The sequence below is a fragment of the Streptomyces sp. NPDC127100 genome, assembly GCF_042724095.1.
GTDB lineage: Bacteria > Actinomycetota > Actinomycetes > Streptomycetales > Streptomycetaceae > Streptomyces.
In genome coordinates, this window is the sequence record NZ_JBHXFL010000002.1 from 310,910 (window position 1) to 331,934 (window position 21,025).

The 21,025-nt window shown below is 71.3% G+C and carries 20 protein-coding genes, 1 tRNA gene and 1 pseudogene; 14 read left to right on the forward strand and 8 right to left on the reverse strand.

Features of this window, described 5'->3' with window-relative positions; genetic code table 11:
- Nucleotides 1–33: 33 nt before the first annotated feature.
- Nucleotides 34–1,113 (reverse strand): DUF3344 domain-containing protein, encoded by a 1,080-nt coding sequence (locus ACFWJB_RS04235; protein WP_385460089.1) that lies wholly within the window; start codon nucleotides 1,111–1,113, stop codon nucleotides 34–36.
- Between the two features lie 387 nt (nucleotides 1,114–1,500).
- On the opposite strand from ACFWJB_RS04235, the gene ACFWJB_RS04240 reads away from it, so the two are divergent.
- The 6 genes from ACFWJB_RS04240 to ACFWJB_RS04265 all read left to right on the forward strand — a co-directional run bounded on the left by ACFWJB_RS04240 (nucleotide 1,501) and on the right by ACFWJB_RS04265 (nucleotide 5,087).
- The gene (locus ACFWJB_RS04240; RefSeq protein WP_385460087.1) at nucleotides 1,501–2,316 is read left to right on the forward strand and encodes a hypothetical protein; all 816 of its coding nucleotides are present in this window, start codon (nucleotides 1,501–1,503) and stop codon (nucleotides 2,314–2,316) included.
- 141 nt (nucleotides 2,317–2,457) lie between these two features.
- On the forward strand, nucleotides 2,458–2,733 hold the full coding sequence (locus ACFWJB_RS04245; protein ID WP_385460085.1) for a hypothetical protein: 276 nt from the start codon (nucleotides 2,458–2,460) through the stop codon (nucleotides 2,731–2,733).
- Nucleotides 2,734–2,877: 144 nt separating this feature from the next.
- Nucleotides 2,878–3,345: a tyrosinase family oxidase copper chaperone gene (locus ACFWJB_RS04250; protein WP_385460083.1), complete on the forward strand. Its 468-nt coding sequence runs from the start codon at nucleotides 2,878–2,880 to the stop codon at nucleotides 3,343–3,345.
- Nucleotides 3,329–4,195: a tyrosinase family protein gene (locus tag ACFWJB_RS04255; RefSeq protein WP_385460081.1), complete on the forward strand. Its 867-nt coding sequence runs from the start codon at nucleotides 3,329–3,331 to the stop codon at nucleotides 4,193–4,195. Before ACFWJB_RS04250 ends, ACFWJB_RS04255 begins: the two co-directional genes overlap by 17 nt.
- Nucleotides 4,196–4,382: 187 nt before the next feature.
- Nucleotides 4,383–4,661 carry a hypothetical protein gene (locus tag ACFWJB_RS04260; protein WP_385460080.1) on the forward strand — a complete coding sequence of 93 codons (279 nt, stop codon included), beginning with the start codon at nucleotides 4,383–4,385 and terminating at the stop codon, nucleotides 4,659–4,661.
- Between the two features lie 174 nt (nucleotides 4,662–4,835).
- The gene (locus ACFWJB_RS04265; RefSeq protein ID WP_385460078.1) at nucleotides 4,836–5,087 is read left to right on the forward strand and encodes a hypothetical protein; all 252 of its coding nucleotides are present in this window, start codon (nucleotides 4,836–4,838) and stop codon (nucleotides 5,085–5,087) included.
- Nucleotides 5,088–5,336: 249 nt separating this feature from the next.
- Here ACFWJB_RS04265 and ACFWJB_RS04270 read toward each other — a convergent pair whose 3' ends face one another.
- The 3 genes and pseudogenes from ACFWJB_RS04270 to ACFWJB_RS04280 all read right to left on the reverse strand — a co-directional run bounded on the left by ACFWJB_RS04270 (nucleotide 5,337) and on the right by ACFWJB_RS04280 (nucleotide 7,484).
- Nucleotides 5,337–6,269: an alpha/beta fold hydrolase gene (locus tag ACFWJB_RS04270; protein ID WP_386920153.1), complete on the reverse strand. Its 933-nt coding sequence runs from the start codon at nucleotides 6,267–6,269 to the stop codon at nucleotides 5,337–5,339.
- 217 nt (nucleotides 6,270–6,486) lie between these two features.
- A complete protein-coding gene (locus ACFWJB_RS04275; RefSeq protein WP_386920155.1) occupies nucleotides 6,487–7,095 on the reverse strand; it encodes a hypothetical protein in 609 nt (202 codons plus the stop codon).
- Nucleotides 7,096–7,236: 141 nt separating this feature from the next.
- Nucleotides 7,237–7,484 (reverse strand): annotated as a pseudogene (locus ACFWJB_RS04280) (hypothetical protein).
- Nucleotides 7,485–7,640: 156 nt separating this feature from the next.
- On the opposite strand from ACFWJB_RS04280, the gene ACFWJB_RS04285 reads away from it, so the two are divergent.
- Nucleotides 7,641–8,309: a DUF998 domain-containing protein gene (locus ACFWJB_RS04285; RefSeq protein WP_386920157.1), complete on the forward strand. Its 669-nt coding sequence runs from the start codon at nucleotides 7,641–7,643 to the stop codon at nucleotides 8,307–8,309.
- Between the two features lie 57 nt (nucleotides 8,310–8,366).
- On the forward strand, nucleotides 8,367–8,582 hold the full coding sequence (locus ACFWJB_RS04290; RefSeq protein WP_386920159.1) for a DUF4287 domain-containing protein: 216 nt from the start codon (nucleotides 8,367–8,369) through the stop codon (nucleotides 8,580–8,582).
- On the opposite strand, the gene ACFWJB_RS04295 is transcribed toward ACFWJB_RS04290, so the two are convergent.
- The gene (locus tag ACFWJB_RS04295; protein WP_386920161.1) at nucleotides 8,583–9,563 is read right to left on the reverse strand and encodes a sigma-70 family RNA polymerase sigma factor; all 981 of its coding nucleotides are present in this window, start codon (nucleotides 9,561–9,563) and stop codon (nucleotides 8,583–8,585) included.
- 483 nt (nucleotides 9,564–10,046) lie between these two features.
- Between ACFWJB_RS04295 and ACFWJB_RS04300 the strand changes: the two genes are divergently transcribed.
- Nucleotides 10,047–10,409: a hypothetical protein gene (locus ACFWJB_RS04300; protein ID WP_385460068.1), complete on the forward strand. Its 363-nt coding sequence runs from the start codon at nucleotides 10,047–10,049 to the stop codon at nucleotides 10,407–10,409.
- 152 nt (nucleotides 10,410–10,561) lie between these two features.
- Here the strand turns inward: ACFWJB_RS04300 and ACFWJB_RS04305 are convergent, their stop codons facing one another.
- Nucleotides 10,562–10,966, reverse strand: coding sequence for a type II toxin-antitoxin system PemK/MazF family toxin (locus ACFWJB_RS04305; RefSeq protein ID WP_385460066.1), 405 nt, complete (start codon nucleotides 10,964–10,966; stop codon nucleotides 10,562–10,564).
- A gap of 474 nt (nucleotides 10,967–11,440) precedes the next feature.
- Nucleotides 11,441–11,513 (reverse strand) — tRNA-Arg (locus ACFWJB_RS04310).
- Between the two features lie 319 nt (nucleotides 11,514–11,832).
- Here ACFWJB_RS04310 and ACFWJB_RS04315 point away from each other — a divergent pair.
- The 4 genes from ACFWJB_RS04315 (at nucleotide 11,833) to ACFWJB_RS04330 (ending at nucleotide 18,159) form a co-directional block, all read left to right on the forward strand.
- Nucleotides 11,833–13,440, forward strand: a complete 1,608-nt coding sequence (locus tag ACFWJB_RS04315) for a dynamin family protein (protein WP_386920164.1) — start codon at nucleotides 11,833–11,835, stop codon at nucleotides 13,438–13,440.
- A gap of 3 nt (nucleotides 13,441–13,443) precedes the next feature.
- Nucleotides 13,444–15,801, forward strand: a complete 2,358-nt coding sequence (locus tag ACFWJB_RS04320; protein WP_386920166.1) for a GTPase — start codon at nucleotides 13,444–13,446, stop codon at nucleotides 15,799–15,801.
- 217 nt (nucleotides 15,802–16,018) lie between these two features.
- The gene (locus tag ACFWJB_RS04325) at nucleotides 16,019–16,486 is read left to right on the forward strand and encodes a single-stranded DNA-binding protein (RefSeq protein WP_385460059.1); all 468 of its coding nucleotides are present in this window, start codon (nucleotides 16,019–16,021) and stop codon (nucleotides 16,484–16,486) included.
- A gap of 260 nt (nucleotides 16,487–16,746) precedes the next feature.
- A complete protein-coding gene (locus ACFWJB_RS04330) occupies nucleotides 16,747–18,159 on the forward strand; it encodes a Cys-Gln thioester bond-forming surface protein (protein WP_385460057.1) in 1,413 nt (470 codons plus the stop codon).
- Between the two features lie 34 nt (nucleotides 18,160–18,193).
- Here the strand turns inward: ACFWJB_RS04330 and ACFWJB_RS04335 are convergent, their stop codons facing one another.
- Nucleotides 18,194–18,964: a hypothetical protein gene (locus ACFWJB_RS04335; RefSeq protein ID WP_386920169.1), complete on the reverse strand. Its 771-nt coding sequence runs from the start codon at nucleotides 18,962–18,964 to the stop codon at nucleotides 18,194–18,196.
- A 396-nt stretch (nucleotides 18,965–19,360) separates the two neighbouring features.
- On the opposite strand from ACFWJB_RS04335, the gene ettA reads away from it, so the two are divergent.
- Nucleotides 19,361–21,025, forward strand: coding sequence for an energy-dependent translational throttle protein EttA (gene ettA, locus ACFWJB_RS04340; protein ID WP_385460052.1), 1,665 nt, complete (start codon nucleotides 19,361–19,363; stop codon nucleotides 21,023–21,025).

The following is a 21,025-nucleotide window of genomic DNA, read 5'->3' on the forward strand; positions in this document are numbered from 1 at the left end:
TCGACAAGATGCTCGGGACGGGGGGCGGTGTGTTCACCGCCGGGCGTCGACGGCGGCGAAGAGCACGCCGGCCCACGCGTCGTCGCGCTCGGAGACGAGCCGGACGGTCGCCTGGTCACCGGCGTGCGGCAGACCACCGGGGACGTCGAAGACGTCCGAGTCGTAGCCGAGGGTGCCGGTGTACGCCGGGACCCGCGCCGGGGGAGCCCCGGCGGGCCCGCTGATGGTGGAGTTCAGGACGTCGCCGGACGGGTCGGCGGTGCCGCCGAGCCGGACGGAGCCGGACCCGGGGCGGGTGGCCAGGGTGAGCGAGTCGCCGGTGGTGCCGCGGTCGCCGTTGTACGCCACCAGGCCGACCCGGCCCCCGGCGCCCGCGGCGAAGTCCAGGCCGCTCAGCCGCATCTCGGCCGCGTGGGACCGCAGCGGTGCGAAGCCGTCCCAGAGCGCGAGATGCCGCAGCGGTTCCTCCGGGTTCTCGTACGCCACCACCAGCGTCCAGCCACCCCACGCTCCGGCCGCGGAACCGCCGGCGGCCACGTTGACCTGCGCCACGGTGTACAGGCCCGGCGCGCTGTCGCGCACCAGGGCCGTCACGTCCGCCGAGGCCTGGAAGGCGTCCACGCTGCCGGTGACGCGGTGTCCGACGAGGGTGTCCGCGAGGACCTCCTTGTACGACCCGCCGGGTTCGGCGATCAGCACCCGCCCGTTGTCCTCCGACGGCTTCTGCTCGCCGACGCGCAGGTTGCCGCCCCAGTACAGGCGCGCGTACGACACCCGGGCGCCCGCGGGCAGGCGGACCTCCGCGGCGGAGGAGTTGTAGGTGTTCGGGTCGCGGTCGACATCGACGTAGTACATGTCGAAGTCCCCGTTCACTCCGCGCCCGCCCGCCTGCGCGGTCGCGCACGAGGGTGCCTGGGCGCGGCAGGTGATGGAGGTGTTCGCGGCGCGCACGATGCCGCCGTGCTGGAGCGCGGTGTACCGCTGGGCGAACGCGAGGCTGTCCGCCTCGGGTGCGGGGGCGGCCGCCGCGGAACCGCCGGAGGCCCACATCGAGGCGAGGGCGAGCACGCCCACCGTCGCACTGCGGAGCAGCTGGCCAGGGGATTGGCGCATGACCGTCGGTGCCCTTTCGGAGCTGGGAGCGGCGGGCAGCGACACAGGGCGTGCGTCCGCCTGGGGAGGGGTGCGTCAGCGTTCCGCACTCTAGCCACCAAGCGGACCAATTCACCGAAATTCGGGGCATACCGCGATCTGTGTTGGAAACGTGAAGGAGTTGCGAGCTGGATCGACTCCCGGCCGCCCGCGGCGCACGGTCACGCGGACGGTCGCCGCGGTGCCGCCGAACGGGGACGGCGGCACCGCGGCACCGCACCGTGCCTCACCAGGGACGTTGCGGCAGCAGGGTGAACGGTGGCACCGCGGCGGCGCATCACCGGTTGCGGCCGGGCAGGGGCGCGCGGACGGTGGGCTCAAGCTCCGACCTCCGCAGAAAGGACCCACATGCGTGCCCTGCCCGCACGGCCCATCGCACTCGGCGCCCTGTGCGCCGCCCTCCTGGCCGGGATCACCGGCCCCGTCGCCATGGCGGCCGACACGAACCCCGGGCACACCCGCGTGATGTCGCCCGTCGCACCGGTCCCCGCCGTGCAGACGCTCCTCGGAGAGGTCGAGTACCTCAACGCCCGCGGGGCCGAACTCGACCCCGTCGCCGACCTGCTGACGGCCGTGGCCGGGTCGGACGACGACCGCGGCCTCCCCCCGGCCGAGGCCAGGAAACTCGGTGAGGCGGCCAAGGGCGCCCTGGACAAGGCGGCCGCGAAGACCTCGGCGACCTCGGCCGCCACCCGGGCCCCCGCGACGGAACTGCTGGTCCCCGCCACCGGCGCGGACATCATCGGCGACGCGCTGGAGGCCGTGAAGGAGGCCGTCGACGGCCTCCTGGGCACGATCTTCTCCACGGGCGGCATCACGAGCACCACAGGCACCACCGACACGGCGAGCACCGCCGACACCTCAGGCACCACGGACACCGCGGGCACGACCGACACGGCGGGCACCACCGACACCGCGAGCAGCGCGGACGCCTCCGACGCCGCGGACACCGCCGCCGCGACCAAGACCTCGCTCGACCACCTGCTCGCCGAGGTGAGCAAACTCGTCGACGCGCTCACCGTCGGCGACCCGGAGGTGTCGGTCCTGCCCGCCCCGGCGACGCCGTCCACCACGTCACCGTCGTCGGCGCAGGCTCCCGCGCTGCCGGCCGTCACGCTCCCCGCGCTCACGCCTCCCGCACCGGTGCTCCTGCCGGCTTCCTGAGTCCCGGAGCCGGTCTTTCAGAGTTCTCATATGAGGACTTGCGAATCTCCGGCGTTCCCGGTTCCGCTCCGCCTCGGGCTCGTTGGGCACGGCGACAGAGAACCTCCTCCGGCGACCCGCGTTGCCGAAGAAAGGAACACGATGAAGTCCCTGAAGGCCGCCGCCGTCGTCGTCGGGTCCCTGATCGCTTCCGGCGCCGCCGCACCCGCGTTCGCCGCCGAGCCGATGCAGCACAGCATCGACGACAGCACGTCCGCCCCGTTCAAGAACGTGCGCGTCCTCGACACGCCGCTGGACGACCCGGGGGCCCTCCTCGACGCCGAGAACGCGGACTCGCCGCTCCACAAGGTGGACAGCGCGAGGAACGCGGTGACGCAGGACAAGGCGCTGCGCCGCGGTCTGTCGATGCGGGGCTGAGAGCACGGCCCGGCGAAGGGCGGTCCCGTTCCACCGGGACCGCCCTTTTCCGTACGGGTTTCACCGATCCGGCCGCGCCGCGGTGACCGCGAGGGACGTTCGACGGTTACGGCTGCCGGCAACCGATCGGACGAGGAGTGGACCATGGTCATCAGCACCGGCGGCGTTCCTGTGGACACCGACGACGCAGCGCCCGGACCGGCGGGCACCACACGAAGAGACCTGGCGCACGGCGTGCGCGCGGCCGCGCTGGCCGCGGCGCTGACCGCGCTGGTCGCCGCCGCCCCGCCGCCCCGCGGGAGTCTCCCGGGCGGCACCGGCTTCGCCCAGACCTACCGCGGCCGCCGCATCCGCGGGGTGCGGACGCCCGCCCGCGGCCCGGCCGGTGACGCCCCATGGCACGTCACGGTGGACGGCCGCCCCCTCCATCTGATGCGGCGCGCCGACGGCACCTGGCTGAGCATGGTCGACCACTACTGCTCGTACCCCACGCCCCTCGAGGCCGCCCGCGCCGCCGTCGACGAGCTCGGCCCCGGCGAACACCTGCGCGCCGCGGCACGGCCGGCCGAGGGGGACCAGCACGGGGGAGGCCGCCATGGCGTACGTGCGTAAGGACGCCGGCACGCTCACGAAGGCGGAGAAGAGCCGCTTCGTCAAGGCACTGCTCGAACTCAAACGCCGGGGCGAGTACGACGAGTTCGTGCGCATGCACCTCGCGTACTTCTCCTCCGACGGCGAGAGGGGACTGCGCACCGCGCACATGGCGCCGTCCTTCCTGCCCTGGCACCGCCGCCTCCTGCTCGACCTGGAGACCGCCCTGCGGCGGATCGACTCCGCGGTGACCCTTCCGTACTGGGACTGGACACGCGACCGCACGGCCGCCTCCGCACCCTGGACGGCCGACCTCCTCGGCGGCAACGGGCGCCCCTCCGACCGGCAGGTGACCACCGGCCCGTTCGCCCACGGGACGGGCAACTGGCCCCTCACGGAGGGCGTGACCGACTCGGAGTTCCTCACCCGGGACCTCGGCCGCAGCCGCGGTCCGATCGACCTGCCCACGAAGAGCGAGCTGGCACGGGCACTGGACGACGCCGTCTACGACGTGTCGCCCTGGGACTCGACGGTCACGCGGGGCTTCCGCAACAAGCTGGAGGGCTGGGGCACCGGCCGGGGCAGCGCCTCGTGGCGCAACCACAACAGGGTGCACCGCTGGGTCGGCGGGACCATGCTCGGCGCCGCCTCCGTCAACGACCCGGTCTTCTGGCTGCACCACGCCTTCGTGGACCTGCAGTGGTACCGCTGGCAGCGCCGGCACGCCGGGGCCCGCTACCTCCCCGCGACACCGCCCGGCCCGGGCCAGGAGCAGCACGGCCGCGTCGTCGCCCGGCACCAGAAGCTGCCGCCCTGGGACGTGACACCGGCCGAGCTCGAGGACGTCGGCCGCATCTACAGGTACGCGTGAGGGCCGCTGCGACACGCCGGGAGTCGTGTCCGATTCCTGCGGAACAGCGCACCAACAAGGACTTTCACAAGAAATCTACGGTGATGGGCGCTTCATTCGCCAAAAGCCCGGAACGTCCTCTAAGGTAGGTACTAACAGTGACCGGTCCAACACGGACCGTGTTGCTCTTCACAGAAACGGAGAGGTAATGCGCAAGATCCAGAAGGCTGCCGTCGTCGTCGCGATGCTCGGCAGCGTCGGTGCCCTCGGCGCCGGTACCGCGGTGGCCGGCGAGGGTGCGGACTTCGCCGTCAAGGGCGGCGGCTGCTCGGTGTCCGGTGACTCGAACCAGCTCATCGGCAACGTCGGTGTCCTGAACGGCGTCGTCGGCGGCCTCCTGACCTTCGGCAACGACGGTGACCACGGGACCCAGGAGAACGAGCAGGGTCACAAGGTCGACTGCTCCACCCGCGGCTTCACGGGCTGACGCCTGCTAGACGCATGAGGAAAGGTCCCGGGACGCGAGTCCCGGGGCCTCTCCCTGACATTTCTCACTAACCCGAGCGTTGATCTCGTGACTTATCTTCCAGGGCACACGGGCAGTGGCCGCATGGTTCGAGAAGTACAGCGCCTGGGGGGACTACCGCAAAGGACAGAGCGGATGCAGAAGTTCAAGAAGATTGCAGTGGCGGCGGGAGTCCTGGGGGGCTCCGTACTGATGGGGCTCGGTACCGCCCAGGCGCACGGCGTCGACATCCCTGTCTGCAACGAGAAGGCCAGTGACGGCCACTGCGGGCAGAAGAGCGAGACCAAGTACAAGACGAACGACGGCAAGGTGCACGTCGTGGTCTCGCGCGACGGCTGCGCGATCAAGGGCAACAGCACCGTGGACTGCTCCGTTCACCACCCCTGATTCGACTGCGGCAATTGCGCCCACTCGACGCAGCCGTCAGTCCGGCTGATCCGTACCTGGCTCCCGCCGCAGTGTCGTGGGCAGCGGCTGCCCCGCATGCCAGATGGCCGACCCGTTCACCCGGGGTCGGCCATCTGGCGTTTTGCCGTGGGGGAGGGCGAGCCGATCGTCTCGGGACGGATGCCGGTCCGCGCTGTCGGGTGGGGGCGAGCCCGCGGCCGCGGACCGCCCCCTCTGGTACGTGGCCGGTCACTCCAGGGGAGTGCAGTACGGCAGGTCGTCGATGGGGCGGTCGGTGCAGAACCGGCCGATCAGGTCCGCCGACTCCTCCCTGCGCTCCACGGTGACCAGGTGGTCGGCTTCCCTGATGGTGGTGAAGCGTGCCGAGGGCATGGTCGCCGCGAGTTCACGGCCCATCTGCGGGGTGCACAGGGTGTCGTACTCCCCGGTGAACACCAGCGACGGCACGTCGGGGACGGGCAGCGGCCGGTAGCAGCCGTGCGTCGTCAGCCTCGTGTTGTGCTCGACGGCCTTCTTGATCTCGTCCGGCGTCTGGTTCAGGAACTGCCGCTGCAGGAGCCGCGCGACGGCCGCGTGCTTGCGCACCTGGCCGGCGCCCGGGTTCGACATGAACAGCCGCACCAGCCCCTCGGCGGCCTTGTCGATCTCTCCGCGTTCGAGAGCGTGCGACAGGCGGGGTACGGCCTCGGTGTAGATGTCGGGAAGGCGCTTGGCCGCGCCGCAGAAGAGGATGCGGCTGACGAACTCCGGGTGGAGCTGGGCGAAGCGGAGGCCCACGACCTCGCCGAAACAGCCGCCGAAGAGGTTGACCTCCGGCATCCCGATCTCCACCAGCATGTGCTCGACCGCGTCGGCGAGGAAGTCGATGTCGTACTCGGCGGGCAGGAAGTCCGCGGTGCCGTACCCGGGGAGGTCCACGGTGACCAGCGTGCACAGCGGCGCCAGCCACCTCTCGTGCCCCTGCCACGAGTACCTGTTCTGCGAGGATCCCCCGAGCAGCACCAATGGAACGGTCTGCGGCGCGCTCTGACGGACGATGCGGCACTGGTAGGCGAACCCGTCGAGCACGAGGCCGCGTTCCTCCACCTGTCCCGGTGCAGCAGCAACGGGACCGGAGCACCCTGTGGTGGGTTCCTGGGCGTTGGTGACGGCAGTGCGCATGGACAGCTCCGGTGAGGACGGAAGGGTGGCGAACCGTCCCATCATTACCAGTACGGCATCTATACCGAGGTAATCACTCAATTGTGGGCGATCCCGTACGGCAGTACAGGTCGAGCCGCCACGCGGTGACACAACGTGAGGATCACCCTGTCGGCCACGGGCGTGGGGTCGCGGAGGTCCCACGGGCGTGCCGGGCACGGCCGCGTGCCGAGGTGAACTACTCGCTCAGCCCGACGACGCACCACCCTCGGCGCACCGCTTCGGTCAGGACATGCCCCCACTGCGTCAGCAGGTCCGTGAACGCGTCGAAGTCGCCGACCCAGCCATCAGGAACCGCGGCGCGCTCGGAGAAGGGCTCCCGCATCCGGCCGAGGTGGGGGAGGGCCCGACCCCAGGCCGAGGCCAGTTCCCGCACGCCTTCCGGTGACCGCGCGAGCAGCACCCCGTGGCCGGCCTCACCGAAGAAGGCCGTGTCGGTGTGCTGAGCCTCGCCGTCCGGTCCGTCCCAGAAGAGCCCGCTGAGCAACGTGTCCAGCGCGTCGCGCAACAGGGGGTCCTGATGGTCGCGGACGCGTTCCCATCGCTGCCCGGCCCAGAAGTGCGCCTTGAAGGAGCCGAGGGTGTGCAGGAACTCGTACACGGCGAAGAAGGCACCGTCCGACCCCTGCGGCCACACCCACCCGCCTTCGACCACCGGCGCGTCGTGGTCCCACAGCCCCGTCTCGTCGGCGTACCAGGCGTCTCTCAGCCGCGGCAGCCGCTCCCGCGGGGGGACCCGCGCCAGCCATGAGGGGTCGGCGATCAGCACGGTGATGTCGAGCCCCATGGAGGGGAGGGTACCGACGTGCGCGCGAACGCCGTTGTTGTCCGCTCTGCTGGGCACGGATGGGGCACGGGGTGGGCGGCGCCGCGACGATCCAGGCCGAGAGCCCTTCCGAGTCCAGGCCGACGGTTTCGACGCGCCCGCTCATGAGGTGTCCGCGCCCTTGGGGGTGACGGCGGAGCCGAAGATCTTCGCCCGAGCCTCGGCGAGCTCCTCGTCGCTGAGGGGGCCGTGCTCCTCCTCATGCCGACGGAGGTCGTCCCCAGGAGCTGGTGCCGGATCTGGCGAGCTACGGCTTCCGCCGCGTAGCCGGAGACGTTGTCCGTGAGCTCGCGGAGCCTCGCGACCTGGTCGCTGGGCAGGATGACGGTGATGCGAGTCGTGGAGGACATGGGTCCAGCATGCTGGAGCATGCGCGGGGTGGTGGGCTTGCCCCTGAGGGACCTCAACCCTCCACTATGTGAGCTAGGGCACATGCTGGAGGGCGATCATCTTGCCGCTCGTCGTCGGTCATATGGGTGACACCGTCGCAACGAGGAAGGCACGCCATGACCGGCACGTTCACCACACCTGACCCCATTCACTCGGTAGCCACCATTCAGCGATCCACGGCGCGGTGGCTCACGGCCGGTGGTGTGGTGGCAGGTCCACTGTTCCTCGCGGCCGGACTCGCCCAGGGACTCACGCGCGACGGCTTTGACTTCACCCGAAATGCGATCAGCCAACTCGCTCTGGGTGGGGCCGGCTGGGTTCAGACGCTGAGTTTCGTGATCACCGGAGCGCTGCTGGTCGCCGGCGCGGCCGGGCTACGGCGGACTCTGCGCAGAGGCCCCGCCGGGAGGTGGGCACCGGCCCTGGTCGGCGTGTTCGGCCTCTCTTTCTGGGCCGCAGCCGCCTTCCCGGCCGACGCCGGTGCGGGTTTCCCCGCAGGCGCCCCGAGCGCGACGGGGATGAGCGGGCACGGTACAGCCCACATGGCCGCCGGGATGATCGGCTACCTCGCTCTGTGTGCCGCGTTCGTTGTTCTGGCGCGCCCGCTCGCCACCCGGGGCCTCCGGAGCTGGAGCGTGGCGTCGCGTGTCATGCCTGTGGCTGTCCTCGCCGGGTTCATGGCCTCTGCCGCGTCGGTTCTGGCGTTTACCGCCAGTGCCGGCCTCGGTCTGTTGTGGCTGAGCGCGGTGATGGCGCGACTGGCCGACGCTCCGGGCGACCGCTAGCCAAACGTCGTTCTCACCGGTACCACCGAGATGATCACGATACGAAGCGGAGCATCCATGACCGACAACGCTGTGAGGAGCCCTGCCAGTTACTTCCCGTTCATCGAGAAGAAGTACGGCCGTCCGATCGCCGAGTGGAAGGGGCTCATTCGTTCCTCCCCGCTCACCAAGCACATGGAGCTGGTCGGCTGGCTCAGGTCCGAGCACGGACTCGGCCACGGCCGTGCGGATGCCCTCGTCGCCCACACTCTCGCCGAGGACAGCGCCAAGTGATCAGGTCGGGACGCCGAGGCATGCTTCAGCGCTCAGGTGTCCCGGCAGGCCGAACAGAGGAAAGAGGAGCGCGGTGTCACGGAATGCCGTGATGCTCGCGATGCGGTCGCCGGAGAACTCGAGGACTTGGAGAGCCCAGGGTTCGTAGCCGGTCCCGTCCGTACGGGGCCGGTACTGGCCGAAGGCGGGGGAACCGTTCGCCACGGTCGGGACGAGTCGTGATCCGCGGCAGCCGATGGCTGGTCCGGTCAGCCAGGATTCGATGTCGGCCACGCCCTGCATCCACTTCGCGTACGGCGGCAGGGACAGGGTGGCGTCGACGTGGAGCAGCAATCCCAGCTCCTCCATGTCGTACCGGGAGAAGGCCGTGGCGTACCGCTCGGCCAGGACCTGCTGGGTGCCACCGGGCGCCGGGAGGCCGAGTTCGTCGGCCCTGTCCCGGCGGTCGGCCAGAGTGGCGCGGGCCCGCTGGAGAGCGCTGTTGGCGGAGGCGAGGGTGCAGCCGTGCAGGTCGGCGACCTCGCGGGCCGAGAAGCCGAGGACATCCCGCAGGAGCAACGTGGCCCGCTGCTTGGGCGGCAGGTGCTGGAGCGCGGCGACGAACGCCAGCCGCACCGACTCGCCGGTCATCGCGGAAGCCGCCGGATCGCCACCGGGCAGGGGGTCGATCCACAGCGCGCTGTCCGCCGGCGCGCCTGGAGGCGCGGCGCCGTCCGACGGCCCGGACAGGTCCATCGGCAGCGCCCGCCGCCTCCCGGCAGCCAGGGCGTCCAGACACACGTTGGTGGCGATCCGGTACACCCATGAACGCAGGGACGACCTGCCCTCGAACTGCCCGGCGTTCTGCCAAGCTCGGACGAGGGTCTGCTGAGCGGCATCCTCGGCTTCTGCGTACGACCCCAGCATGCGATAGCAGTAGCGAACCAACTCGCCTCGGTACGCATCAAGTTCCAGCACCATCGCCCGCGCCGTGTCACCCATGTCGCTTCCCCGCTCCCGATGACGCGCCACCTCAACACGTGGCCAGGCATGCCCATCCGACCGGCATAACGATAGAGCTGCGAGCATGCGCGGCAATCCCGAGGGCGGACAAAGAGCGACCGCGAGTGCCGCGACAAGGGGTCAGGTGGTGCGGAGCTGGTGCAAGGTGCTTGGTGAGGTCTGGACAACGACGAACCCCCGGGTCGATGACCTGGGGGTTCGTGGAAGAGCGGGTGACGAGGATCGAACTCGCGCTCTGAGCTTGGAAGCTTGGGTCGGCCACGAGTGGTTGCTGTGCTGACCGTCGGTGGCGCGGCACCGGATCTCGACAGGCCGGCGACCTGGCCCCCGCCATTCCCCGTAGTTCCCTGCAGGATCGGACACGGTTCTGGCACGATCTCTTTGTCTGCCTGTAGCGGTACTGGGCAGGTGCTTGGCCGGCACACGGAGGCTGGGCAGTGGCCATGCGATGGGGGAGGGGCAATGAGGATCAAGGACTCGGAGTACCCGGCCGCGGTCGAAGCCGCCGTGGAGATCCTGCGTGAGTGGGCCCGCCGAGGACAGACCATCACGTACGGGGAGTTGAGCGCCGAGTTGGCGGCACGGGGCTTCGACTCCATTCCGCCTCACCGCGGAGTAATGACCTACCTGCTCAGGGATGTCTGCCTGCACGGTAATGAGGACGGACGAGCAGCGATGCTCTCGGCGATCGTGGTGAACAAGGCGAGCCGGGAACCATCCGACCAATTCTCCAGCCTTGCCCGAAGCCTGCCCTTCTCCCGCCCTGCCAACTGGACGTGGCGAGACGAGCAGCAGCAAGTGTTCACTCAGCACCGTGAGGAATGACATCGACCCTCGCCACTCACTGGGGGAGTTCGATCCGTTTCCTCGTCAATCTCCAGTGTCGTCGCTCGATCGTCTCAGGGGGCTGCTCGGCGAGCCGATCTGGCTGGTGTCGGACGCCGCAGAGCCGTCGGAGGCGTCCGTCCCTTGCCCGCTTACTCCAGTCCACCGAGGCGGAGGGCATCCTTCATCTCGCTGAGCTTCGCGGCTGCCGTCGCGGTCCACTCCTGCGGCTGTGCAGCAACACGGAGGGCGTCCTCGATCTCCCTGAGCTTCACGGAGGACAGCACGCCTGCCCGCTCGACCAGGTCGTCCCGGGACACGGTGGTCAGCCACGTGCAAGGGGTGAAGCCTGGACGCGGGAACGCGAACCGCAGCACGCCTTCAAAGGGCAGTCCTTCCGTGGCGCCCACGGCCACTTCGATGCCCAGACCGCTGATGTCGACGCCCGCCGGAGCGACGACCTGCATGGCCCGGAGCCCGGACGCCTCGTCTCCCGGGAGCAGCACGACCGGCCGTCGCTCATCGAACTCGACCCACCAGACTTCGCCGTGTTGCATATGTCCTCCTGGCACGAGCTGCGGTGAGGGCGCTGTGAAAACGGGTGCGGCCACCGTAGATCGTCGGTGTGTGAAGACTGAAGATCACGCGGTGGCCGCAGGTCGCAGCGTAGACCGTGCCCGGCGGCAGGAGTCGTTCGAGGGCCTGATGCAGCGGATCGCGGCCCGCTTCGCGCGGGTTGAACCCCGGCGTCGTGCACCTCGTCACGCACGCCTGGTGCGTCGGCGGGCTGCCGTCGCGTCTGAAGCGGAGGCTCGAAGCTACGGGAGACTGCCGGAGGTACCGGATCCGGCTCGTCCTCCGGTGGAGCGCCTCGGCACGTATTCGACACGGCCACCCGCCACCAGCCGGTGACGGCCGGACGGCCCAGGTGTCGGGCCTTGATCGGGACGAGGGCGTTCGGGGTCGGCCTGGCGGCTTGGATTGGCCCTGAGCAGGAAAAAAGCCCTCCCCAACGGGAGGGCAGAGCGTTGCGCCCCCGGCAGGACTCGAACCTGCGGCCAAGCGCTTAGAAGGCGCCTGCTCTATCCACTGAGCTACGGGGGCCTGGTGTGGTGGCCTCGGTCGTGGTGCCCGGGTGGGGCGATCCACGACGTTGCCGGGGACAAGGATAGGGCTCCCGGTTCCGTGTCCCTGACGCTTCGCCTCCGTGGCTCGGTGTGGAGGTTCGGTGAAGCGGAACCGATAATCGCAGGCAGGTACGAATCGTGCACCGCTTTCGACGTCTCGCGCACCGGGTGTTGTGCACTCGTTATGCCTGGACTGTGCTCGCGTCCCGGTCGTCCCTTCCGTCCGTAGTGTCCGGTCGGCGCGCAGACGTGCTCATATGCTTCAGAATTCCCCTAAAATTGGGCATTCTTCCCATGTGGTGACCTTGGACGTACGGCCTCAGCTGCTCGACGCACTCTCCGCCCTGCGCGACCGTGTCGCGGCCGCACGCTTCCCGCTGCCCCTCGCGGGGGCTCCACGCGCGCGTGCCAACCGCGACGAACTGCTCGCCCAGCTCGACGACTACCTGGTACCTCGGCTGCGAGATCCCGAAGCCCCGTTGCTGGCCGTCGTGGGCGGCTCCACCGGCGCGGGCAAGTCCACGCTGGTGAACTCGCTCGTGGGCCGGCGGGTCAGCGAGGCGGGCGTCCTGCGGCCCACGACGCGGACACCGGTGCTGGTGTGCCACCCGGAGGACCATCACTGGTTCAGCGGCATGCGCGTACTGCCCGACCTCACGCGCGTGTGGGTACCCCACCAGGCCCCGGACGAGGATCTGCTCCTGCCGGGTGAGAATCCCGGGCGCATGCTGCGTGTCGAGACCGCGGACACGCTGCCGCCCGGCCTCGCCCTCCTGGACGCCCCCGACATCGACTCCCTCGTCGCCGACAACCGCGTCCTGGCCGCCGAGCTGATCTGCGCCGCCGACATCTGGGTGATGGTCACCACCGCCGCCCGCTACGCCGACGCCGTGCCCTGGCAACTGCTGCGCACCGCCAAGGAGTACGACGCCATGCTGGTCACCGTCCTGGACCGGGTGCCCCACCAGGTGGTGGCCGAGGTGTCACGGCAGTACGCGGCGCTGCTCACCAAGGCCGGGCTCGGCGACGTACCCCGCTTCACCGTGCCCGAGCTGCCCGAGTCGGCCTGGGGCGGCGGGCTGCTGCCGGCCACCGCCGTGGCACCGCTGCGGGCCTGGCTCGTCCACCGGGCCCAGGACCTCGCGGCCCGGCACGACGCCATGGCCCGTACCGCCTACGGCCTTCTGAACTCCCTCAAGGCCCGGATGCCCGAGCTGGCCAGTGCCACCGCCGCTCAGTACGCCGCCGCGCTGCGGCTCACCGCCGCCGTCGACGGGGCGTACGACACCGAGCACGCGCGCGTGCGCGGGCGGTTGCAGGCGGGCGCCGTGCTCGCCGGGGACGCCCTGAAGCGGTGGCGGGCCTTCCCGCTCGACTGTTCCCCCGGCGAACTCCTCGACTCACTGGTGGAGAGCCTCGGCGCGCTGCTGCTGTGCGCCGTCACCGCCGCCGACGAGCACGTCGACGAGATCTGGCGGCGCGAGCCCGCTGCGGACGCCCCGGAGCTCACGTCCCGCGCGTCCTCGCCCGAGGGCGCCGAGCACCGCATCGGGATGGCCGTACGGCGCTGGCGGCGGGAGCTGGAGGAGTACGCCGAGGAGGAGGTGCGCCGGCTCGACCGCAGCCTGGCACCGGACCCGGAGACGGTCGCCGCCCTCGCCGCCACCGTGCTGCTCGGCGGCCGGCGGGCGCGCAGCGCCGGGGAGGGGCTCGCCGGACGCATCGGCGCCCACGGCGCGCTGCGGCTGCGCGACCGTGGCGGGCGGCTGCTCACCGCCCACATGGACCGCGTCATGAACGCCGAGCGCGAGCGCAGGCTCGCGCCACTCGACGCGTTGGAGGTCCATCCCGAGCCCCAGGCCGAACTCATCGCCGCGCTGTCCGTACTGCAGAAGGAGAGGTGACCGGTGACCGCCGTCACTGACCAGGACCCCACCGAGCACACCCATCACACGGAGGAGGCGGACCCCCACATCGGCCGTGACAGCCGTGACGCCCGTGACGCCAGAGACACCCGTGGTGGCCGTGTCCGGAGCCAGGAGGCCGGAGAGCGCGTACGAGAGAGGAGTGCCGGTGAGGGGCGCGCCGAGGGGCGGGCCACCGCGGACGCGGGCCGGGGCGAGCGTGCCCGCGACGGCGAGCGCGAGGGCGCCCGGAGTGCCGAGCGGGAGCGTACGGCGGGTGGCGGGAGTCAGCGCGCCCGGCGCGACGAGGGCGAGCGGGCGGGGCGTGTCGAGGGCGAGCGGGCGGAGAAGGGTGAGAACGAGTCCGCGCCGAGGGGGGAGCACGAGCTCGCGCGGCACGGGGGGAGTGAGCGTGCGGCGCGGGGGGACGGCGAGCGCGCCCGCGAGTCCCGCGGCCACGCGTCGTGCGTGGAGGGCGACGGCGACGGTATCCCTCGCCGCACGGACCGCACCAATCGCACGGACCAAACCAACCGCACCGACCCCACCGAGCGAGTCGACGGCGCGCACGTCGGCCCGTCCGCGGACGGGGGGCCGTCCCGGGACGATGAGGAGGTGTGGGACGACGGGCTCATCGCGCGGCGGGTGGACGAGACCGGCGGCGCCGAGCAGTACACCTCCGTGCCGAGCCGGCCGGCGAGGTCCTCGTCCCTGATGCCCCTCGCCTACGACGGGCAGCTCAGGTCGCGGCTGGACGCGCTGCGCGAACTGGTGGGGCTCTCCCGTACCCGGCTCGACGGCGGGACGCTGGCCGAGGCGGGGCGGGTCCTCGACGAGGCCGCCGCGCGGCGCAGGCTCTCCGGGCAGCACACCGTCGTCGCCATCGCGGGCGCGACCGGCAGCGGCAAGTCGCAGCTGTTCAACACGCTCGCCGGGGTGACGATCTCCGAGACCGGTGTCCGCCGGCCCACCACCGCCGCGCCCATCGCGTGCAGTTGGAGCGACGGGGCGGCCAGCCTGCTGGACCGGCTCGGCATCCCCGGCCGGCTGCGGCGCCGTCCGCTCCAGCATCCGGACGCCGAGTCGCCGCTGCGCGGGCTGGTCCTGATCGACCTGCCCGACCACGACTCCGCGGCCGTCCAGCACCGCGAGCAGGTGGACCGCATCCTGGGGCTCGTCGACGCCGTCATCTGGGTCGTCGACCCGGAGAAGTACGCCGACGCGGTGCTCCACGAGCGCTATCTGCGGCCGATGGCGGGCCACGCGGAGGTCACCTTCGTCGTCCTCAACCAGGTCGACCGGCTGCCGGGGGAGGCCGCCGAACAGGTCCTCGACGACCTGCGGCGCCTGCTCGACGAGGACGGCATCGCGCTGGGGGAGCACGGCGAACCCGGCGCGACCGTGCTCGCACTGTCCGCGCTCAGCGGGGAGGGGATGGGCGAACTGCGTGAGGTGCTGGGTCAGTTCGTCGCCGAACGGCAGGCTCCGGCACGCCGTATCGCGGCCGACGTGGACGCCGCCGCCCGGCGCCTGCGGCCCGTGTACGTCACCGGGCGGCGCACCGGGCTCAGCGAGGAGGCCCGGGAGGAGTTCGCGGACCGGCTCGCCGACGCGGTCGGGGCCACCGCGGCGGGCGACGCGGCCGAGCGCGCCTGGCTGCGCAACGCCAACCGCGCCTGCGGCACCCCCTGGCTGCGGCTGTGGCGCTGGTGCCACGACCGGCGCGAGCACTCCACGGGGCGGCAGCCGCTGCGGGCCCAGGAGGACGAGGAGACGACGGCGCGCCAGCGGGTGGAACAGGCGGTGCGTACGGTGTCCGACCGGGCTTCGGCCGGGCTGCCGGCGCCGTGGGCCCAGGCGATGCGCGAGGCGGCCGTCCGCGGCGCCCAGGGGCTGCCCGAGGCACTCGACGAGCTGGCGGCGCGGCAGGGCCTGCCGGCGGGACGCCCGCCGCGGCCCGGATGGTGGCCGGTGGCCGTGCTGGCCCAGGCGTCCATGACCCTCCTTCAGGTGGTGGGCGGCCTGTGGCTGCTCGGCCAGATCATCGGCATCATGGCGCCGAACCTGTGGGTGCCGGTGCTGCTGATGGTGTCCGGCATCCTCGGCGGTCCGGTCATCGAGTGGAGCTGCCGCATGGCGGCGCGCGGGCCGGCACGGCGCTACGGGTACGAGGCGGAACGCCGGTTGCGGGAGGCGGCCGCGGGGTGCGGCCGGGCCCGGGTGCTGGATCCGCTGGCGGGGGAGCTGCTGCGGTACCGGGAGGTGCGGGAGCAGTACGGGCGCGTGGCGGGGGCCGGAGCGGGGACGGGCGTGGGGATCGCGGTCGGGACGGGCATGGGGATGGGCGTCCGGGCGAGGTAGGGAGGGGAGAGAGGGCAGAGAGAGGGCCGGCGGGGGACCGTCACCTGTTCGGGTGGCGGAGTTTTCCACAGGCGGGGGACGGGTCCACAGCGCTCGGCGGGCCCGGAGCGGACGGAGGCAGTCTGGCCTCACGGCGATCGCGGCGGAAGCGGTCGCCGGCAGGCAGACGCAGCAGCCGTGCGGGCCGGGCCCGTACGCGTGGAGGGAGGGACTCGCGATGAACGAGACCATGATCTGTGCCGTGGGCAACGTGGCGACGCAGCCGGTGTACCGGGACCTGGCGAGCGGGCCGTCGGCACGGTTCCGGCTGGCGGTCACCGCACGCTACTGGGACCGTGAGAAGAACACGTGGACGGACGGGCACACCAACTTCTTCACGGTGTGGGCCAACCGGCAACTCGCCACCAACGCGTCGGCGTCGCTGACGGTGGGTGAGCCCGTGATGGTGCACGGCCGGTTGAAGGTGCGCACCGACGTGCGCGACGGGCAGAACTGGACCTCGGCCGACATCGACGCGGTGGCGATCGGACACGACCTCTCGAGGGGGACCTCGGCGTTCCGGCGCACCGGCAGGACCGAGGCGGCCACTTCCCCGCCGCGGCCGGAGCCCAACTGGGAGACACCGCCGGGGGAGTCGGCGGCCACGGACGCCGAACAGCGCCCGGAGCCTGTCGCGGTGGCATGACACCGGCACTCCGGCACAGGTGACCGAAGTGCGGCTTATCGGCGAAAGTGCACGGAAGGGCACGGGTGGATTTGTCGATAAGCCCTGCTCGCAGAGGGTGTCCGCCATAACGATTACGAGTCGGATCATCGCTCGAACCAACATCATCGAGGGGCGCGGTGCGCCAGGTCCTTAGGATGCCGAACATGTCCTACGGGGCTGCTGATTCTGCTGGTGGGACCGTGCCCCCACGCCAACGGGTCCTGCTCGAAGGGGATTTGGTGTTTTCTTCGCTCTCTGTCCTGTCCCGGTCCGGTCGAGGAGCGGCGGCGCGACTCGCCGCCACGGTGCTGGTCTCCGCGCTCGCGGCAGCCGGAGTGGCAGCGGGCGCCGCCCCGGCCGCGGCGCAGGGGCAGACACCGGGCGAGGGCGGAGCGTCGGCCACCATAGGCGGGCTGAAGACCTACGGCACCGCGGTCGTGCACGGGGCCAACGGCGACCAGGAGGTGTCGGCCGGCCTGTTCGAGATGTCCGTGGACGGTGGCGGCATGCTGCAGACCTACTGCGTCGACATCCAGAACCCGACGCAGAAGGACGCCAAGTACCACGAGACGCCCTGGAGCGGGACGTCGCTCGGCACCAACAAGGAAGCCGGTCGCATCCGGTGGATCCTGCAGAACTCCTACCCCCAGGTCAACGACCTCGCGGCGCTCGCGAAGAAGGCGGGGGTGCGCGGCGGGCTCACCGAGCAGGACGCCGCGGCCGGCACGCAGGTGGCGATCTGGCGCTACTCGGACGACACGGACGTCGAGGCCGTCGACCCGCAGGCCGAGCGGCTCGCGGACTACCTGGAGAAGAAGGCCCGCGACCTGGCCGAGCCCGCGGCGTCGCTCACGCTGGACCCGCCCGCCGTCTCGGGACGCGCGGGCGAGCGGCTCGGCCCGGTGACGGTGCACACCAACGCCGGCAGCGCGACGGTCACCCCGCCGGCGGACGCCGCCACGGGCGGGGTGCGGTTCGTCGACAAGGACGGCAGGCCCGTCACGTCCGTGACCGACGGCGCCCAGATCTTCTTCGACGTGCCGAAGGGCACCGCGGCGGACACCGTCGGGCTGACCGTCCAGGCCTCGACCACCGTTCCGGTCGGGCGCGCCTTCGCCTCCGAGAGCCGCAGCCAGACGCAGATCCTGGCCGGCTCCAGCGAGTCGACGGTGTCGGCGACGGCGAGCGCGACCTGGGCGGACCAGGGGGCGATACCCGCGCTGTCCGGGGCGAAGAACTGCGTCAAGGGCGGCCTGGACATCACCACGGTCAACAAGGGCGACCAGGCGTTCACCTTCGAGCTGCTGGACAGCGAGTACGTGGTCGCGGCCGGCGAGACCCGGACGGTCACGGTCCCGCTGCCGGAGGACCGGGCCTACGACTTCACCGTCCGCGGTCCCGACGGCTTCGAGGAGCGCTTCACCGGCGTCCTCGACTGCCGCACGCTGAGCAGCCCGGTCGACCACACCACCCGAACCCTCGGCGAGCCGGCCGTCGCCGCGGTGGTGGACCCCGCCCCCGACACCGACCTCGCCGACACCGGCAGCTCCGACGCGACCCCCCTGATCGGCGGCACGGCCATCGGCCTGGTCGTGATCGGCGGCGCGGTCCTGCTCCTCGTCCGCAGGAGGAACGAGCGCGCGGAGGGCTGAACGGCCCGCCCGCCGGCGCGCCGGCGCGGCACCGTCAGTAGCGGTGGCCGGGCCAGTGCGGGTCCGTGTAGCGGTCGTCGCCGGTGAGCCCCAGCAGCCGTATCCGGTGCCGCAGCTCCGCCGGAGCGCCCGACTCGCGCAGGCGCGCCGCGGCGTGGCCGAGGAGCCAGGCGACCAGCTCGGCGCGCATCTCCTCCTCGTCGTTCTCGTACCAGTGGACGTACCACGGCAGGCTGTCTCCGAGGAGCTCGTACTCCCATTCGGCGGCCGCCTCGGCGAGACGCCGGTCGCCGAGGGGCCCGGTCTGCCTCTCCCACTCAGCGAGCCAGGGCCCGAGCGTGCCGGACGCCTCGGCGCACAGCGCGAGGACCTGGTGCGCCGGTACGGCCGCGTCCGGGTCGGTGAGGCTCTGCACCCACCAGGCGTGCAGGAACTCGCGTACCGCGCCGGCGTGATCGTCGGGCCACCGCTGCCAGTGGCCGCGGGCGAGGGAGTATCCGGCCTCTTCCAGCCCGAACAGGGGGTCCGCGCGGCCGGCGACCAGGACGGGGGCGAACTGCGGCAGGATGCGGCGCAGCACGGCCCCGTGGTCGGTCCAGTCGACGGCCTGCCAGGTCCGGCGCAGGAGATCCGGCTCCAGCTCCACGTCCGGAGTCTTCAGCAGGGCGAGCTCCTCCGCGCTGCCCCAGTGGCAATCGCAGTTGTGCTCGTCCGGACGCGCGGTCATGCCGCGGAAGGTGACGGCGAGGCCGTCCAGGGCGTCGGCGAGGCGACGGCCCGAGGGACGGTGGTCGGCAAGGTGCATGATGTGCCCGGCCTTCGAGGACTCCGTACGGCTTCCGCCGGCCGAAGATCGCCACCTTACCGGGCCGCTGCACGGGGGTGTACCGGGTTACTGCCGCTCGTGGACCAGGCCCCGGCAGTCGTGCGGGGCGGGATCGCGGCGGCCTCCGTCGGGAGGTCGTGGACCCCGGGAAGGTCACGATGTCCCCCGATCACGGCCCGGGCGGGGCCGTCCCCGGGCCCGCGAGGGCGCCCGGGGACGCCGCCGGAGGGGTACAGCGACGGGCGGATCTCCGGTGGCCCCCGCGAAATCCCAGGTCACAGGCCCCGCGGCTGACGCGTTTCCGCCCAGGGGTGGCGGTACGGCAAGATGGGGTGTATCTGCCCACTGCCTGATTTAGCTGCCGGACGGTTTCTCTTGGCTGAGTACATCTACACCATGCGCAAGGCGCGCAAAGCGCACGGCGACAAGGTGATCCTCGACGATGTCACCCTGAGCTTCCTGCCGGGGGCGAAGATCGGTGTCGTCGGCCCGAACGGTGCCGGCAAGTCGACCGTCCTGAAGATCATGGCGGGTCTGGAGCAGCCGTCGAACGGTGACGCGTTCCTGTCGCCGGGCTACACGGTCGGCATCCTGCTGCAGGAGCCCCCGCTCAGCGAGGACAAGACCGTCCTGGAGAACGTCCAGGAGGGTGTCTCCGAGGTCAAGGGCAAGCTCGACCGGTTCAACGAGATCGCCGAGCAGATGGCGACCGACTACTCGGACGCGCTGCTGGAGGAGATGGGCAAGCTCCAGGAGGAGCTGGACCACGCCAACGCCTGGGACCTCGACGCCCAGCTCGAGCAGGCCATGGACGCCCTCGGCTGCCCGCCCGGGGACTGGCCCGTGGCCAACCTCTCCGGTGGCGAGAAGCGCCGCGTCGCGCTCTGCAAGCTGCTGCTCGAGGCCCCCGACCTGCTCCTCCTCGACGAGCCCACCAACCACCTCGACGCCGAGTCGGTGAACTGGCTGGAGCAGCACCTCGCCAAGTACGAGGGCACCGTCGTGGCCGTGACCCACGACCGGTACTTCCTGGACAACGTCGCCGGCTGGATCTGCGAGGTCGACCGCGGCCGCCTGCACGGCTACGAGGGCAACTACTCCAAGTACCTGGAGACCAAGGCCACCCGCCTCAAGGTCGAGGGTCAGAAGGACGCCAAGCGGCAGAAGCGCCTCAAGGACGAGCTGGAGTGGGTGCGCTCCAACGCCAAGGGGCGGCAGGCCAAGTCCAAGGCCCGTCTGGCGCGGTACGAGGAGATGGCCGCCGAGGCCGACAAGATGCGGAAGCTGGACTTCGAGGAGATCCAGATCCCGCCGGGCCCGCGGCTCGGCAGCGTCGTCGTCGAGGTGAACAACCTCAGCAAGGCCTTCGGCGAGAAGGTCCTCATCGACGACCTCTCCTTCACGCTGCCGCGCAACGGCATCGTCGGCGTCATCGGCCCGAACGGCGCGGGCAAGACCACGCTGTTCAAGATGATCCAGGGCATCGAGGAGCCGGACTCCGGTTCCATCAAGGTCGGCGAGACCGTCAAGATCTCGTACGTCGACCAGAGCCGCGAGAACATCGACCCGAAGAAGACGCTGTGGGCCGTCGTCTCCGACGAGCTCGACTACATCAACGTCGGCCAGGTCGAGATGCCCTCGCGGGCCTACGTCTCCGCCTTCGGTTTCAAGGGCCCGGACCAGCAGAAGCCGGCCGGTGTCCTGTCCGGCGGCGAGCGCAACCGGCTCAACCTCGCGCTCACCCTCAAGCAGGGCGGCAACCTGCTGCTCCTCGACGAGCCGACCAACGACCTCGACGTCGAGACCCTCAGCAGCCTGGAGAACGCGCTGCTGGAGTTCCCAGGCTGCGCCGTGGTCGTCTCCCACGACCGGTGGTTCCTCGACCGCGTCGCCACGCACATCCTCGCGTACGAGGGTGAGTCCAAGTGGTTCTGGTTCGAGGGCAACTTCGAGTCGTACGAGAAGAACAAGGTCGAGCGGCTCGGCCCGGACGCGGCGCGTCCGCACCGTGCCACCTACAAGAAGCTGACCCGGGGCTGA